This window comes from Ehrlichia chaffeensis str. Arkansas (assembly GCF_000013145.1).
GTDB classification, from domain to species: domain Bacteria; phylum Pseudomonadota; class Alphaproteobacteria; order Rickettsiales; family Anaplasmataceae; genus Ehrlichia; species Ehrlichia chaffeensis.
In genome coordinates this window covers 692,268-708,258 of record NC_007799.1, presented here as the reverse complement: position 1 = coordinate 708,258, position 15,991 = coordinate 692,268, and the positions used below count along the sequence as shown (strand labels likewise).

Annotated in this window: 13 protein-coding genes and 1 tRNA gene; 10 read left to right on the top strand and 4 right to left on the bottom strand. The window is 32.7% G+C overall.

The genetic code is table 11. The features are described 5' to 3' along the window. Nucleotides 1-257 precede the first annotated feature (257 nt). The 6 genes from ECH_RS02920 to ECH_RS02895 all read left to right on the top strand — a co-directional run bounded on the left by ECH_RS02920 (nucleotide 258) and on the right by ECH_RS02895 (nucleotide 7,522). Nucleotides 258-1,091, top strand: a complete 834-nt coding sequence (locus ECH_RS02920; RefSeq protein ID WP_006009850.1) for a DUF3023 domain-containing protein — start codon at nucleotides 258-260, stop codon at nucleotides 1,089-1,091. Nucleotides 1,092-1,535: 444 nt separating this feature from the next. Beyond that, the gene (locus ECH_RS02915) at nucleotides 1,536-2,264 is read left to right on the top strand and encodes a DUF3023 domain-containing protein (protein ID WP_044147810.1); all 729 of its coding nucleotides are present in this window, start codon (nucleotides 1,536-1,538) and stop codon (nucleotides 2,262-2,264) included. Nucleotides 2,265-2,616: 352 nt separating this feature from the next. Further along, entirely contained in the window at nucleotides 2,617-3,336 is a 720-nt protein-coding gene (locus tag ECH_RS02910; RefSeq protein WP_006009855.1) for a DUF3023 domain-containing protein, read from the top strand. 404 nt (nucleotides 3,337-3,740) lie between these two features. Further along, on the top strand, nucleotides 3,741-4,619 hold the full coding sequence (locus ECH_RS02905) for a DUF3023 domain-containing protein (RefSeq protein WP_011452763.1): 879 nt from the start codon (nucleotides 3,741-3,743) through the stop codon (nucleotides 4,617-4,619). A 615-nt stretch (nucleotides 4,620-5,234) separates the two neighbouring features. Then, nucleotides 5,235-7,079, top strand: a complete 1,845-nt coding sequence (typA, locus tag ECH_RS02900; RefSeq protein ID WP_006009859.1) for a translational GTPase TypA — start codon at nucleotides 5,235-5,237, stop codon at nucleotides 7,077-7,079. Between the two features lie 164 nt (nucleotides 7,080-7,243). Further along, nucleotides 7,244-7,522, top strand: coding sequence for a hypothetical protein (locus tag ECH_RS02895; protein ID WP_006009872.1), 279 nt, complete (start codon nucleotides 7,244-7,246; stop codon nucleotides 7,520-7,522). Nucleotides 7,523-7,637: 115 nt separating this feature from the next. Here ECH_RS02895 and nuoI read toward each other — a convergent pair whose 3' ends face one another. From nuoI to ECH_RS02880, 3 genes are read right to left on the bottom strand one after another with little or no spacing between them, the layout of a single operon-like run. After that, nucleotides 7,638-8,147, bottom strand: coding sequence for an NADH-quinone oxidoreductase subunit NuoI (gene nuoI, locus ECH_RS02890; RefSeq protein ID WP_006009861.1), 510 nt, complete (start codon nucleotides 8,145-8,147; stop codon nucleotides 7,638-7,640). An 8-nt stretch (nucleotides 8,148-8,155) separates the two neighbouring features. Beyond that, the gene (gene lepB, locus ECH_RS02885; protein WP_006009863.1) at nucleotides 8,156-8,863 is read right to left on the bottom strand and encodes a signal peptidase I; all 708 of its coding nucleotides are present in this window, start codon (nucleotides 8,861-8,863) and stop codon (nucleotides 8,156-8,158) included. 14 nt (nucleotides 8,864-8,877) lie between these two features. Beyond that, nucleotides 8,878-9,330, bottom strand: a complete 453-nt coding sequence (locus ECH_RS02880; RefSeq protein WP_006009865.1) for a HesB/IscA family protein — start codon at nucleotides 9,328-9,330, stop codon at nucleotides 8,878-8,880. A gap of 69 nt (nucleotides 9,331-9,399) precedes the next feature. Here ECH_RS02880 and ECH_RS02875 point away from each other — a divergent pair, with 69 nt between their 5' ends. Beyond that, a complete protein-coding gene (locus ECH_RS02875) occupies nucleotides 9,400-10,593 on the top strand; it encodes a deoxyguanosinetriphosphate triphosphohydrolase (RefSeq protein ID WP_006009867.1) in 1,194 nt (397 codons plus the stop codon). A 206-nt stretch (nucleotides 10,594-10,799) separates the two neighbouring features. Here ECH_RS02875 and ECH_RS04990 read toward each other — a convergent pair whose 3' ends face one another. Beyond that, on the bottom strand, nucleotides 10,800-10,955 hold the full coding sequence (locus ECH_RS04990) for a hypothetical protein (RefSeq protein WP_162465262.1): 156 nt from the start codon (nucleotides 10,953-10,955) through the stop codon (nucleotides 10,800-10,802). An 87-nt stretch (nucleotides 10,956-11,042) separates the two neighbouring features. Here ECH_RS04990 and ECH_RS05020 point away from each other — a divergent pair, with 87 nt between their 5' ends. From ECH_RS05020 to ECH_RS02865, 3 genes are all read left to right on the top strand, one after another. Continuing rightward, on the top strand, nucleotides 11,043-11,114 hold the full coding sequence (locus ECH_RS05020) for a hypothetical protein (RefSeq protein WP_080545548.1): 72 nt from the start codon (nucleotides 11,043-11,045) through the stop codon (nucleotides 11,112-11,114). Between the two features lie 205 nt (nucleotides 11,115-11,319). Next, a complete protein-coding gene (locus tag ECH_RS02870; protein WP_011452759.1) occupies nucleotides 11,320-15,711 on the top strand; it encodes an ankyrin repeat domain-containing protein in 4,392 nt (1,463 codons plus the stop codon). A gap of 45 nt (nucleotides 15,712-15,756) precedes the next feature. Continuing rightward, nucleotides 15,757-15,831, top strand: a tRNA-Met gene (locus ECH_RS02865). Nucleotides 15,832-15,991 lie beyond the last annotated feature (160 nt).

Below are 15,991 nucleotides of genomic sequence, written 5' to 3'. Positions count from 1 at the left end.
AGATGAAATCATATTTATAAATATTTTTGAGATATAGGATAATGAACTGTATTCAATATTAATAGTTTCAGGTAATACACTATAATGAAAGCATTGTAAGTTGTAGTAGTTAACTATATTTAGTGTAAAAGTTTAGAGACAGAAAAATTACAGTATAAGTTTGTGTAAAAATCATCATCTTTATTTGTATAATTTGTTTATTTTAATTAAAAAATACATACTATCATAATAAAATTAGGTAAGTTTGGTGGTAGTATATGTTTAGTAATAAATCCTTAGAAGATCTTATATCATGTAATAGTGTTCTATGTGCTAAGATAACCTCTCTTTTAAAGCTTCAAGTCAAAGAGTGTTATTTAATTGGTACTAATGGCCCTAGAGGTAAATTATTAGTTAGAGTTACTAAAACTCAAGAAAATCTTTCTTTAGGTGTGGGTGTAGATCTAGGAAAGAATCTTTTCTTAATAAAGTGTAGAATACCACGTAGTGTAGTAATGCAAGATCGAGAGCTTAGGTCTCTTGTAGGTGGTCCTGTAATATTGAAGCGCTATGTTAAGCTCAATTTATACTTTATGGCTAAGGCAGAATGTTTTTCAGATTTTTTTTACAATATATGGAAACAAGTAGTAGAGTATGATGGATATAAGGATGTTTTTAATTTTTGTTCTTATGGTAAACTTGTATTTGTTAGAGTACGTGGAGGAGATAGTGATAAACATTTTAATGAGTATCAAGCCTTAAAGAATATTGCGCAGTTAAATGCAGATTTTCTTTTGGAAGAAGAGAAAGGTTTATTGTCACGTAAAAAAGTACAGAAGTTAATAGAATCAGTAGATAATAGTGATGATTCATCCTTAGGTGCAGTAGGTGGAGCTTTAAGAGTGGTACCTAGTTTTCAGCAATCTAAACATCGGATACTAAAAAGTCGTGAATGTGAGTCAAAAGATAACATGATTCAATATTTAGAAGATCTTTCTATACAACTTGAAGCTATGATTAGTAAAGATGAAGTGATTACATATTTAAAGAATATCTCTGTTCAATTTGAAAATATGATCAGTAGAGATGATGAGTTATGTGGTCTAAAATAGCCAAGTCTTAAAGGCGATATCTAAAATGGTAATGCTAGTTATTTTCGTTATGCTTGCCTAAGTATATTTTTAAATATGGTAGTTGAGGTTTGTCTTAATATGATCAGTAGGATGACAAGTTATGTGGTTTAAAATAGTCAAATCTTAAAGACGATATCTAAAGTAGTAATGCTAGTTGTTTTCGTTATGCTTGCCTAAGTGTATTTTTAGTATGTAGTTGAGATTTGTCTTAAAGTTTTTTTTATTGGTTAGTAAAATGTTACTATTTTCAATCTGTATTTGTCCTTAATCCATTATAAAAGTTAATATGAAGCCGTTTTGATCTCATGGTTAAAATATATTACATTAATGGATTGTATTTAGCATGCTCGTAACTACTAATAATTGAAAAGCTTCTATTATGCGATAACATATTGGGAATGTTAAAATTGTAATAGGTTAAATGTGTTTAATAATAGAAATGTACAAAACAGAAAAACTTATAATAAAGCTTTATGTAGTGCATTGTCATCTTGTTACGGAATAAGATTGAAGTCAGCTTACGTAATAGGTAATACTGAAGGTGAGCGAATGTTAGTGCATGCCTCTAAGACTCATAAAGATCCACTTTATAAACATGTTCCAGCTTCAGGATCTGTTTTATTTTTACTAAAAGGTAGTTTATCAAAAGATCAAGTATTAAACAATCCAGAGTTGCGTGGTTTGCTGGGAAGTAGTTTTGGAATGTTTACTCGTAGTCTAAAATTTCAGTGTTACCTTCTAGTACCAGAAAACAGGGTAAATCGGTTTTATGCTCGAGTGTTTCTAGAAACATCATTAGGAAATGGGCGATCTTATAATAATCTTGGTTGTTATGGTAATATTATATTGGGTCATGTACATGGTGGACCATATAGTAATGTTTTTGATGAAACAAAAGATTTAGCAACTTTTGTAGGGTTAGATGCAACCTTTTTAGTCTCAAAAAGTGTAGGAAGTTGTTGTTATAAGACTGAAGAGCGAGAATTTGTTAACAGCTCGGATTTTGTAGATTTAGAGACGGGGAGTAATGAAGAACAAAGTGTATTGCAACAACAATCAAATCAGTCAAATCGGCGTTTGGAGAGAGTAGTGGCACAATTAGAAGATGTTGTTATATCTAATGTAAGTAGTAGTCCTGGTGTGCAGCGTTGAACTAAAAAGATCGTATGATTAATATGAATAAAAACAGTACTTGTCTTACTTCGTCATTCAAGTTGTTGATGTTATGATTCTGCATTTGGTAGGAGTTTTCATACTATTGTCTGTATATAAATAATAAATATTAGTTGTAATATTCTGTGTTAGTGTAGGTAACAAATGGATTTTGAATACTATGGGATTGTGTAAATTATTTTATTTGCTGATTTATTAAATATAATAAATCTTATAAAAATCCATATTCAGCGGTTAGAATATTTTTATATTAATGAATACAATTTTTAATTGAAGTTTATCATAATAAAAGTTAATATAGAAATATATTATGTAGACAATTTTATGTTGTATGTTAGGTGAAATATGTTTAACTGATAAAATAAAATTTAATACCCTGTTACAGGAAAAGTTATTAACTCTTGATTGTGTACAGTTACAAGCAGTTTATCCAATAGGTATTACTGATTCTAAAGGTCAGTTAATAGTGCAGAGTACTAAAACTCATCGAAGAAGAAAGTTACCTCTTCCAGGTCCAAGGAGTAACCTATTTTTACTTAGATGTAGGTTACCGGCTGCTGCAGTAGAAGATGATGAAGAATTAAGAGGTTTACTGGGTGAACCTGGTATATTAACTGCTTATTATAACATAAGTGTATACTATATGGTGCATAGTAAAAACCTTGATCCGTTTCTGTTACATGCGGCAAGTAATATGTCACTATGTCGAAAAAATTTTGTAGGTCTTGGTAATTACGGTGGGATTGTAATCGTTAGAGGTCATGGTACAAAATATGATGAAGATTTTAGTGAAGAAAGAGACTTAGTACAAATTGGTGGTTTAAGTAATGTAAAATTTTTATCTGAAGAAGATTTTACGAAATATTTTGAAGTAGAACAGGCTGAAGTAGAACAAGCTGCAGCACAACAAGAAGTATCAGGTGCAGATGTAGTATCTGAGAGTTCTGGTAGTGGACAAGATAAGGATAAACTAGCAGCCGAAGTCATGACACAATTAATGGGTCTTTCTATTGAAGGCATTGAATCTCAGTTTCCTGAAAAGCATAAGTAATATTGAAAAAATATTTCTAACTTTATAGAAAACCTGGGATTCTCTGGTTTCCTACAGGAGGTGGTAATCCATGTTTCAAATGTTAAGTTATATAATATGGTCAATTAATAGTACAGGGAGCATGACAGAAATGTATATTGCTTTATATGTATAAGATCTATCATAGTAATATAAAACTGCTGTAATTTCTTGGATACGGAATTGTTTGACGTACATGGGTGTACGGTCTATGATTTTTCATAAAACTGTGTTTATATCATAATAATATAGTATTCTATAATTTATAATATATTGTTGTGTGATATTCTATAGCAATATTATCCGTAATTTAAGGTATTGCAGAGTTTTTGTAATATTAATATGATATATAGGAATAATATTATTAAATTATAGTGGTTATGTATATGCTAAACAGACAGTATATTAGAGGAAGGACGACTTATAATCTGAGTTTATGTAATAAACTTTCAATATGTGCAGTAAATCTAAAGTCGTGTTATGTAATAGGTAATACTGGACCTAGAGGTAAGACACTAGTGCGTGTTACTCAAACTCATAAGGATGAGAAATTACCTATTCCGAACACGGGAGACACTATATTTTTATTAAAGGGTAATATACCAGCTTATATTTTAAGAGATGATCCAGAATTACGTCGTTTGACAGGTAAACGGAATCTGGGGCCATTCACTCGTTCTGCACATTTCCATATATACCTTGTAGTTAGCGAATCTAAAATTGATGAATTTAGGCAAGATGTATCTTCTAATGTTGACCGAGATGGTAAAGTGTTTACTTGTGGTAACCTTGGTTATTATGGAGACCTTGTATTAGGTAGAATACCTGGAGGTCCTTATGATTGTGCATTTAATGAATGCCGTGACTTGGAATATTTTTCAGGATTAGATTTAGACTTTGTAGTATCCAAACAAAAACCTGATGATTCTTCATGTTGTCAAAGTTGTATTCCAAGAAGCACAAAACAGGATAATACACAAAATGATTCTTCATGTTGTCAAAGTTGTATTCCAAGAAGTACAAAACAGGATGATACCCGAAGACAAAGACCAGAGATGCGTCAAGTATTAGCATGGGATTATGATCTTCAAAGCGCAGTAAACAGTCAGGGTTTTGTAGAGGAAGAACATGCTAGGGCACAAGAAAGAGAAGAGAGAGAGCAGCGATATAGAGTGCGTGCTGAAGTAATGACAGAGTTAATGGATATTTCTGTTGCTGGAATTGAACGTGACCTTAATATTATACAAAGTCACATGAATAAATAGTGTATATATAGGATGTTAATATCTAATGAGTTTGATCACAGATATCTACAAAGGTGGTGTAGGTAAATTAAGAGAAGAAGTGTAGAAGATATTTCTGTTAGGTAAAATAATACTAAGAATGGTATTATGTTAAGTTATAAAGCTTTTAGGTGATGATTTTGTATAATATCAATGGTATCCTTGTATTTTTTTGGAAAAAACCCTACCTATATCAAGACATGTCAAAGTTTGTTGTTGTTGAGATGATTCTTGGTATAGGTTTTATAAAGTAATATAGCAAGATAACATTCTACATGATTTTAGTTATCATGGTAAATTAATTTTATTGCAATTTAGAGATAAAGGTTACTCGTATTAGTAGTTTTATTTTTATTAGATGATAAAATGAAAAAGTGTAATTTCAATATGGAAAGTTGTGTGTATAACAACATGTGTGTCTATTAGTTATATGTTATGAGATGCTTTTGTTGGTATATTATGTTTCATTTCTAAAATGTAGTACTATAGTTTTTATTTAAGTAAGATAGGTATCAATAATTGTTAAATCAGTGTTTGTTGATTAGTAACATGTGTGCTATAAGTTAATATATAGAGTTTTAAAGTTTAAGAGATATTATGTTGTCACAAGGTGATTATCAGTCGATATGTAATTTAGCAATTATTGCTCATGTTGATCATGGGAAAACAACGCTATTAGATGGTATGTTAAAACAGAGTGGTACATTTAGAGAAAATCAAGATGTAGCTGAAAGGGTGATGGATAATAATGATTTGGAACGTGAACGTGGTATTACCATTTTAGCAAAGTGTACATCTGTTATTTGGCAAGGTAAGAAAATTAATATAATTGATACTCCAGGACATGCGGATTTTGGTGGAGAGGTAGAAAGAGTATTGTCAATGGCAGATGGAGTGTTACTGCTTGTTGATGCGTCAGAGGGTCCTATGCCTCAGACTAAGTTTGTCTTATCAAAAGCATTGAAAGCTGGATTATTACCAATAGTGATTATAAATAAAGTTGATAGGCCAGATAGTAGAGTAGATGAAGTACTAGATGAAGTGTATGAGTTATTTATCAATCTGGATGCTACTAGTGAGCAATTGGATTTTCCAATATTATATGCATCAGGAAGAAATGGATGGTGTGTTAAAAATTTGTCTGATAATAGGGAAAGTTTAGTACCATTATTTGAAGCGATTGTTGAATATGTAAAGCCTGTTTCTTATGATGCTAATGCACCATTTACTATGTTGTTGACTTTATTAGAGTCGGACAAATTTTTAGGTAGAATATTAACGGGAAAAATATATACAGGTACAATACGGGTTAATGACAGTGTTAAAGTATTGAATTTATCTGGTGAAGTTGTTGAATATGGTAAACTTACAAAGCTTTTGGCATTTTCAGGGGTAAAGCGTATCCCAATTAAAGAGGCAAAAGCTGGGGATATTATTGCTGTTGCAGGTCTTGAGAAGGCTTCTGTATCTGATAGTATTCTTGATAGTTCTATTAATTTTCCTATTACATCAACACCTGTTGATCCTCCAACTATGGCAGTAACTATTAGTGTGAATGACTCGCCATTTGCTGGTACGGAAGGAGTAAAATTGACATCGACTGTTATTAAAGCACGCCTTGTAGCTGAAGCTGAAACAAACGTTGCAATTACAGTTAAAGAGACAGAGCAGGGTGATGCATATGAGGTTGGTGGAAGAGGAGAACTACAGCTTGGAGTGTTAATTGAGACTATGAGAAGGGAAGGTTTTGAACTATCTGTATCTAGACCTCGTGTTTTATTACGTAAAGATGATCAAGGTCAAGTTTTAGAACCTATAGAAGAAGTTGTTATAGATGTAGATGAAGCATACAGCGGTGTGATTATGGAAAAATTAAGTTTCCGTAAAGGTGATATGCGAGATTTACGTCCATCTGGAAAAGATAGAGTGAGAATGATATTTTTAGTTCCTTCACGTGGTCTTATAGGGTATCAGGGAGAATTTTTAACAGACTCTCATGGTACTGGAATTATGAACCGGTTATTCCATAGTTATGCTCCACATAAAGGTAATATTCCTACTAGAAATAATGGAGTTCTTATTTCTACTGATAAAGGTGATGCAGTAGCTTATGCAATATTTAATTTGCAAGATCGGGGTATTATGTTTGTTAAACCTCAAGATAAAGTATATTGTGGAATGATTGTTGGGCTTCATAATCGTGAAAATGATATTGATGTTAATGTATTAAAGGGTAAACAATTAACTAATATAAGAGCAGCAGGTTCAGATGAAGCAGTTAGGTTAGTTCCACCAAAAGTAATGACTTTAGAAGAAATGATAGCATTTATTAATGATGATGAATTAGTTGAATGTACACCTAAATCTATCCGTTTGCGTAAAAAATATTTAGATCCTAATGAACGTAAACGTGCTTCCCGTGCTAGTAAGAATATGGTCTAGTTTAGGTTAAGTATTTAAAAATCATATAATTTTGGATATTTGATAAAGGTTGAGTTTTTATTAACTAAGTATCTTGGTATTTTATTATTAAGAAAAAAGGTAGAGATTTATAGTAACTAATCTTCTATAGGAATATGGAATGCATCCATATTTAGGGGGTTTTAGTGTTTATATTGAATGATATAATTGAAATAAAATCACAGATAGTAAATATTCTTGATATACAAATTGAGTATTTAAAACAATTAGATTTTTCAACAGTGAAAGATCTCCAGTGTATAGAAAAAGAATTACTAGACCTATTAAATTGTAAACGTAAGAAAATTAAGTCTGATATAAGTATTATATCATCTTGTCATGATCAAAATATAATTGAGTTATTGAATAGTGTGTATTTAAATTATAAAAGAGTTCTAAAAATTAGAAATGATTTACTTGTATGATACACTAATGACAAAAAAATATAAAACGTTATAACTGATTTTAAAAGTATATCGTAATAATTGACAGAATTTTTAATGTAGAAGATGATTATATATACTTAAAAATTTGATTTTATTAATAAAATTGGCTATTCTTTTTGATCCTTAAATCAATGGCTTCTTCCCATATTTGTCCATTATGGAGTAATTTACTTTTGTTGTACATAAGCTCCTCTCTTGTTTCTGTTGCATATTCAAAATTTGGACCTTCTACTATTGCATCTACAGGGCATGCTTCTTGGCAGAAACCGCAATATATGCATTTTGTCATGTCTATATCATAGCGTACTGTACGGCGACTACCATCATCTCGTTCTTGAGCTTCAATTGTGATTGCTTGAGCTGGACATATAGCTTCACACAATTTGCATGCTATACAACGTTCTTCTCCATTTTTATACTTGCGTAATGCATGTTCTCCTCTAAACCTTGTACTTAAGGGACCTTTTTCTAATGGATAGTTTAAAGTAACTTTTGGCTTAAACATATAACGTAAAGTAATGTACATACCCCTACAGTTAAGAAGAGCACTACGTATCAAATTTGTGATAGGTGATAACTTTGAAAAATTTTTCTTATAAATCATAAATAGGCCTAATTAATAGTATGCCATATTCTATCTAACCTTATTGCAAAAGGTAAAACAGTATCAGACTTTTTAAATGACAGTGCTACCACATGAGCTTTACCTACGATGTTTTCAAGAGGGATGTATCCAACATCTGTAATAAACCTGCTATCTCGGGAATTATCCCTATTATCTCCTAGTACAAAAACATACCCTTCAGGTACATGATATACAGGAGTGTTGTCAAGTGGGCTACCTGGAACTTCGTCTAATATTTCATGAGTATTTCCATTATATAGAGTTTCTGAATAGCGGCTAATTACCTTTCCGTCATCATCAACAAAATCACCCAGCTTTTCATACTTCATTTTTTCTCCATTAATATACAAAAACCCATCAATGAGCTGTATTTTATCTCCAGGTACTCCAATGACTCTTTTGATATAATGAAGATTCATCTCTTTAGGTGGACGAAATACAACAACATCACCAGCTTTTGGTAGTTTAGAAAAAATGCGACCTTTTATTATTGGTAGTGAAAAGGGAATAGAATGCTTGCTATAACCATAGCTATACTTACTGATAAATATATAGTCACCTACTAACAATGTACTTTTCATTGAACCGGAAGGTATGTGGAATGGTTCAAATAAAAAGACCCGCAGCAATAGAGCTACAACTAAGGCAAGAAATACAGTTGAAAAAAGCCTTATGAAAGAGTAATATTTTTTCAAAGTTATACCATGACTTATATAGAGAAACTATTACCACATCCACACTTAGATTTTGCAATTGGGTTGTTGATTATAAATCTTGACCCATTAATATCTTCAACATAATCTATTATAGAGTGCTTTAAAAGATTATTAGATGCTTGATCTATTAGTAATAGAGGCTTTCCGGTCTCTTCATCAAAAACGGTAAACTTTGCACTGCTTCCTCCCTCTAACTCATCTTCGTCATCGTATTCTTCATCATCATCGTCAAGAAAGTCATAATCGTCGTCTTCATCATCTTCGTCATCAGCAAGTAATGTATTTATATTGCAAATGTTGAAGTTATACTGAAATCCTGAACATCCACCACCAGAAACGGATAGGCATAAAAGAGAATCTGCATCTTCTTCTTGATCAATTAAATGTTTAATTTTATTAACAGCATTTTCTGTAAGGGTTAAGTCTGCACTCTTTAAGTTTGACATATATGCAATACCGAATTAAAAACTAACGAGTGAGTATATCATACTTTTTATTTGTGTCAAATTATAACTATGTTAGATCTAGTAAAATATGCATGTAATCCTACTGAAACAAGAGGTAGAATATTTCATGAAGAGGAAGACCAATATTGCGACTGTTATCAAAGGGATCGTGACCGCATTATATATTCGGGTGCATTCCGTAAATTACAGTATAAAACACAAGTATTTATTAATTATGAAAATGATTATTATAGAACAAGACTAACTCATAGTCTTGAAGTTGCTCAAATAGCAAGGTCATTAAGTAGAAAGCTGAGATTTAATGAAGATTTAACAGAAGCTATATCTTTAGCACATGATTTGGGTCATCCTCCATTTGGGCATGCAGGAGAAGATGCTTTAAATGAGATGACTATGCATCATTTAGGATTTGATCATAATATTCAGGCTCTGAGGATATTAACATTTTTAGAAAAAAGATATATAAAATTTGATGGCATGAACCTTACTTGGGAAACATTGGAAGGAGTAGCTAAACATAATGGTCCTATTACAGGGGAAAATCGAATTAATTCTAATAAAAAAATACATAAGTTTATGTTAGATTATGATTCATATTATAAGTTAGACCTTGACAATTTTTCTAGTGCTGAAGCTCAAATTGCATCTATCTCTGATGATATAGCTTATAATATGCATGATATTGATGATGGAATAAGAGCAAAAATTTTGGTTATAGAGGAATTATTAGAATTACCATTGATTGGGGACATCTTAAAGAAAGTAATAGATGATAACTCTGGATTAAGTGTATCTGATAATCGAATTGTGCATGAGTTTCTAAGAAGAACTGTTGATATTATGTTAATGGATATAATATCTCAGGTTACAAACAATATTAAAGAGTATGATATACGTTCTCATGATGATATTAGGAAGTTAGGTAAAGTATTTGTACATTTTTCTGAAGAAATGAATCAGTATAAAATAGGCTTACAAAACTTTCTTAGAACTAAATTATACAACTACTATAAAGTGAAAAGGGTAAAAAATAAAGTAAAGCGTATAATAAAAGAATTATTTCAAGTTTTTTATGATGATCCACAGATTTTACCTTCTGATTGGGGTGTGAAAGCAATGGATGCTAATTTAATAGATCGATCAATTGTAATTTGTGATTTTATCTCAGGCATGACAGATCGTTTTGCTATTCAAGAGCATAGAAAAATCTTTGATACAACGTACGAGATGTTGGTATTTTAGTAGTATTGATCGTAGTATAGATGTTATACAAATCTATATTAATTATTTTTTTAAGTATTGTTGATATTCAAAGAATTATTTCAAGTTTTTTATAATGATCCACAGATTTTACCTTCTGATTGGGGTGTAAAAGCGATGGATGCTAATTTAATAGATCGATCAATTATGTATTTGTGATTTTATCTCAGGCATGACAGATCGTTTTGCTATTCAAGAGCATAGAAAAATCTTTGATACAACGTATGAAATGTTAGTATTTTAGTAGCATTGATCGTAGTATTATCATACAAGTCTATATTAATTATTTTTTTAATTATTGTTGATATCCAAGGAATTATTTCAAGTTTTTTATGATGATCCACAGATTTTACCTTCTGATTGGGGTGTAAAAGCGATGGATGCTAATTTAATAGATCGATCAATTGTGTATTTGTGATTTTATCTTAGGCATGACAGATCGTTTTGCTATTCAAGAGCATAGAAAAATCTTTGATACAACGTATGAAATATTGGTATTTTAGTAGTATTGATCGTGGGATAGATGTCATACAAGTCTATATTAATTATTTTTTTAAGTATTGTTGATATCCTATGACTGCGGATTATTGAAACCACTTTAATGTATTTAAATATGCATAGCCTTATGTTGATTGTTTAAATGGTTGGAAATTTATTATTTGTAATAATTTGCAAGGATAATCTAAATAGTTTGTATAGGAAGTTTTTATGGCAGATCCAAAACAAGATAATTTACAACAAAATCCTAATTCGCAAGAGGATAATATTCAAAGTTCAGATCAGGTTAATCCTCAGCCTGGTGGAGAAGATCAACAACATGTTGAAGGTCAACCACCGCTAGCCCAACCAGTAGAAGAAGGTGCTGTTGGTGGATTAGATGTTGCTGATTTGCCTTCTCAGCAAGAAACAGGAGAAACTGTAGAAGAAGGTTTGTATGCGGTACCTTTACCTAAAGATCAGAGACCTACTCCTACTCAAGTATTAGAAGAAGATCCTTCTGTTGAAGAAGAAGAAATTGCTCCTCCACTTCCGCCAAGAGGGGATGTAGCTGAGCTTCAGGAAGCAGTTGAAGAAGATCCATTGTATGCGGTACCTTTACCTAAAGGTCAAAGACCTGCTCCTACTCAAGTATTAGAAGAAGATCCTTCTGTTGAAGAAGAGGAAGAAATTGCTCCTCCACTTCCGCCAAGAAACAATGTGGGTGAAGTTGAGCCTCAGGAAGATCCTATATATCAGGGAATACCCGGGCATCAGGAAGAAATGGAAGAAGATCCATATGCGAGTCTTGATCAAGTTTCACAAGGTGCAGGTGCAGATGGAATTCAGGAAAACCCTGTACCTCAAGAAGCAGGTGAAGAACTTGAAGAAGATATATATCAAGATCCTGCTGACTTCCAAGGACTTGGTCAAGGTGGTCAACAGTTAGATCAAGCGGGATATCAAGGTCCTAGTATAGGGGACAGACAGTTAGTGAATGGACCATATGGCTTTAATGATGGTTCGTACGCTATGGAGTTTGACGATGTTATGTGGGAAGGTGTTAGGGATGCAGTTATTCATGATGAAGAGATAGATCCTAAATTTCTAGTAACTGATGGGTTAATGCGTCATATTTGTGATAAAATAGTACAATCTGAAGGAAATTTACCTGAGCCAGATCTAGAAGAAATTGTTAGTATTTTAAAAAATGATAAGGAAGGGATATCTGAACTAATTAATGAGCCAGTGCAAGTTGATATTCCTAATAATCCTGTCCGTGAAGGTAGAAATGTAATGACATTACTGCATTTAGCTTATGCATATAATGTTGATCCAAGGATCATTAACGCTATAGAAAGTGTAGAGAATTCATTCGGCGAGAGTGGTCTTGATGGTTATAATATTCAGGATGCTGATGGAAATTTACCATTGCACCATGCTGCTAAAAATTGTAATGGTCAAGTATTGGATAATTGTATATCTAAGACAAATAGTAATATAATTAATATTAGAAATTTTGGAAATCAATCCCCATTGCATGTTATGGTTCAGAACCCTGGCTGTTCTATAGGGAACATACAGGTTGCTAATGAATGTGGTATGGATTTTAATCTTATAGATCATCCTACTGGTAGGATGCCTATACATTATGCTGCTGAAGCTGCTTCTTCTGAGGTGCTATCATATGTAATCAGAAATACAAAAGCTGAGTCTCCTCAAGCTAGTGCAGTTAATACACAAGATGTAAATGGACGTACTCCATTGCATTGTGCGGCAATCAGCGGTAATTCAAAAGGGTTATCTGTGATGTTATTACAAAATGGTGTAGATTGTGCTGTACGTGATAAGAATTATAGTACACCTTTACATTATGCTGTTGCTGGTAATGATATAAAATCGATAAAAAATTTATGTTCAGTTAAAGGACGTGTTCAAGGTGTTAAAAGTTCTGCTGCATCATTATTATGTGAAGATTTGCAAGGTGATACACCTTTGCATATTGCTTGTAAAGTTGAAGGTACCAAGGCATTTGAAACCGTAAGGCAATCTATAAAAAAGCACCATGGGAAACAAGTTTTGCAAGAATTATTAATAAGAGAAGGAAGTGGGCCTAGGTTAAATGTGTCTGGTTTTGGTTCGCAGAGTATATTATCAGGTGTAAGTGGAGACTTATATGGTTATCTGAATTCACAAAATTTTCCTACTTCTCCAGTGCATGCTGCTGTTAAAGCGAATAATCTACAATTGCTTAATTTATTTTTAAAAAAATCTCCAGATATCCTCAGACAATCGTCCCCTAATGGATTCAATCCTGTTCATATGGCTGCTTTATTTGCAGATGTTAAAACTGTAAAATTGATTATTGAGAACGCTTCAGGAGAAGAAGTTAATGCTCAGAGTGATAGTACACTTACTCCATTACATCTAGCATGTATCCGAGGTGATGGTAGTATAATAAAAAGGATGGTTGAACATGAAAGTGTGAATGTTAATCAAACTATGGGACCCGATCAAAATACTGTGTTGCAATATGCAATTAATAGAGGTAACCATAGTCTTATTAAGAGATTATTGTCCCATCCTTCTATTGATCTTAATGTTAGAAATGCTGATGGTAAAACGTCTGCGCATTCTGCGATGGAAAAAGGAGATTTGAAAACTGTAAAAGCTCTATGTAATGCTGGAGCAGATGTTAATACTGTGGATAATAACGGCCGTTCTGTGATATCTAGTGCTATATATTCAGGACAAAATGAAAAAAAACTTGTTCCTATAGTTAAGCTTTTATTAAATAGTGGTGCAAAAATTGGTCAAAGTGAGGATAAAAATATACTTTTACAAAAGTGTATAAATTCTGGGTATAACAAATTATTAGATTTATTACTGGAACAAGGTGAAAGGATTAATGTAGAAGGTAAAGCATCTCCATTAGTTTCTGCTGTAGTGTCTGGTAATACTCATGCTGTTAAGAAACTGGTTGCTAGTGGTGGAGATATTAATCAAAAAGTCTCTGATGAGAACAGTATTCATTATAAAAATAGTTTGTTAATGATTGCTGTGGAAAACACTGATCTTGTTATGCTGGAATTGTTATCTTCTAAAGGATGTAATGCTACTGCCGTAGGAAGAGATGGTAATACAGCATGTCATATGCTTGTTAACCATCAAGAAAAAGGTTTTGCTGAAAAGGGTGTAAAAACGCTAATATCTAAAGGTGGAAGAACTGCCAGGGATATTCTCTCAAAACAAAATAGTAATGGTGATACACCGCTGCATTTAGCTCTTAAGTTATCTGGTACTAAGATAGCATCTGCTATGATATCTGCTTTGGACAAAAAAGATTTCTCAAAGATTGCGGGAGCAAAAAATGATGCAGGAGAGACGTTATTACATGTAGCTGTTAATTCAGGTAATCCAGATTTAGTAAAATTATTAGTAAGTAATTTAAATAAAGATGTGCTAGAGGCTTTAGCATGTACACCAAATAACAATGGTGATACACCTTTGCATTGTGCACTGAAGAATTATGATGGTAAATGTGCGCGAATAATATTAGAAGGTTGTGATAAAAGGGATTTAAGTGCTGTAATAGGTGTGCAAAATTTGTACGGTAATACAGCATTGCATTTAGCTCTGAGACCTGGTGCTGAAGGCTTACAGACCATTCAGCAAGGTTTGAATGAAGTAGTTGATTTAATGTTAAATGGTTTGGATAAAGAATCTTTGTCAAGTACAGTTAATGTTCGAAATGACGAAGGGAAAACTCCTGTGCATTATGCTGTATCAGGGGATAGTACATATTCCAAAAAATTGATTAAAGCATGTAGTTGCGACACATTAACGATACCTAGTTTGGATGGTAAATTATTATCAGGATGTGTTGAAGGGGAAAGTCATCTTAAAAAGCCTAAAACAATATTAGATAAGGTCTTAGGACGTTCTGTATACAAGACCCTACTAAAATATGAAGCAAAAGCTGCAGTTCATGGTCTACATGGACCCGATTTTAGTAGTCCTAAATCATTACAAGAGGGGATACAAAGTGGAAAGTTTCAGGGAGTCTCTAGTAGTAGTGAATCATTATCAGAAAAGGAAATACAGAGTGAACAGGTTCAGGGATCATCTCCGTTTCAGGAGTTTATTCCTAGTGTTCCTGTTTATAAAACATTAGATGGTGTAGAAGAAGGTGTTGATAGCAGTAAGTCGCAAAAATCTGTGTTGCATAGACTTCCATCTTATTCTCCTGAACTGAATACAATAACAATGAGTCCTACTGTATCTCTAGGTGCATCAGCGAAGGAGAGTGGTTTTGAGACCGATACCGTATCTGTATCTTCCTCTGTGGAGGAAATATCGAGTTTAAGCAGCAGTGGTTTATCATCGTTATCTTCTAGAGGATTGTCATCTTCAAGTGAATCATTATTTCTTAGTGGAATATTTGATAAGGGTGAAGGACAACATAAGGCTTCAGAAGAACAGCTACAAGAATTAAGTGAGGAAATTACAGATATTGTTCAGGGACTACCTCCTATTACATCTGAAGATATAGGTGCTCAAGCAGTATCTCCTAGTACAAGTCAAGGTGCTGATGTGAAAAAAAGTTCTTGCCAGAGCAAATAATTTAGTATAGTAAATATTTGATCTGAAATTTATGGCATATTAATATGCGGGGTAGAGCAGTCTGGTAGCTCGACAGGCTCATAACCTGTAGGTCGCTCGGTTCAAATCCGGTCCCCGCAACTTTTTCATGAAATCTGTGAGTTGTTGTTTGTTTCGTAATATCATAGAAAGTTACTATGTGTAGGTGAAGTATTGCCGTCAGTAGGTGACAGTTTTGAGGTACTTGCCATAAGGTATTTATGCGCTGATTATTATATAAAGTTTCTACTCTTACGTTAAA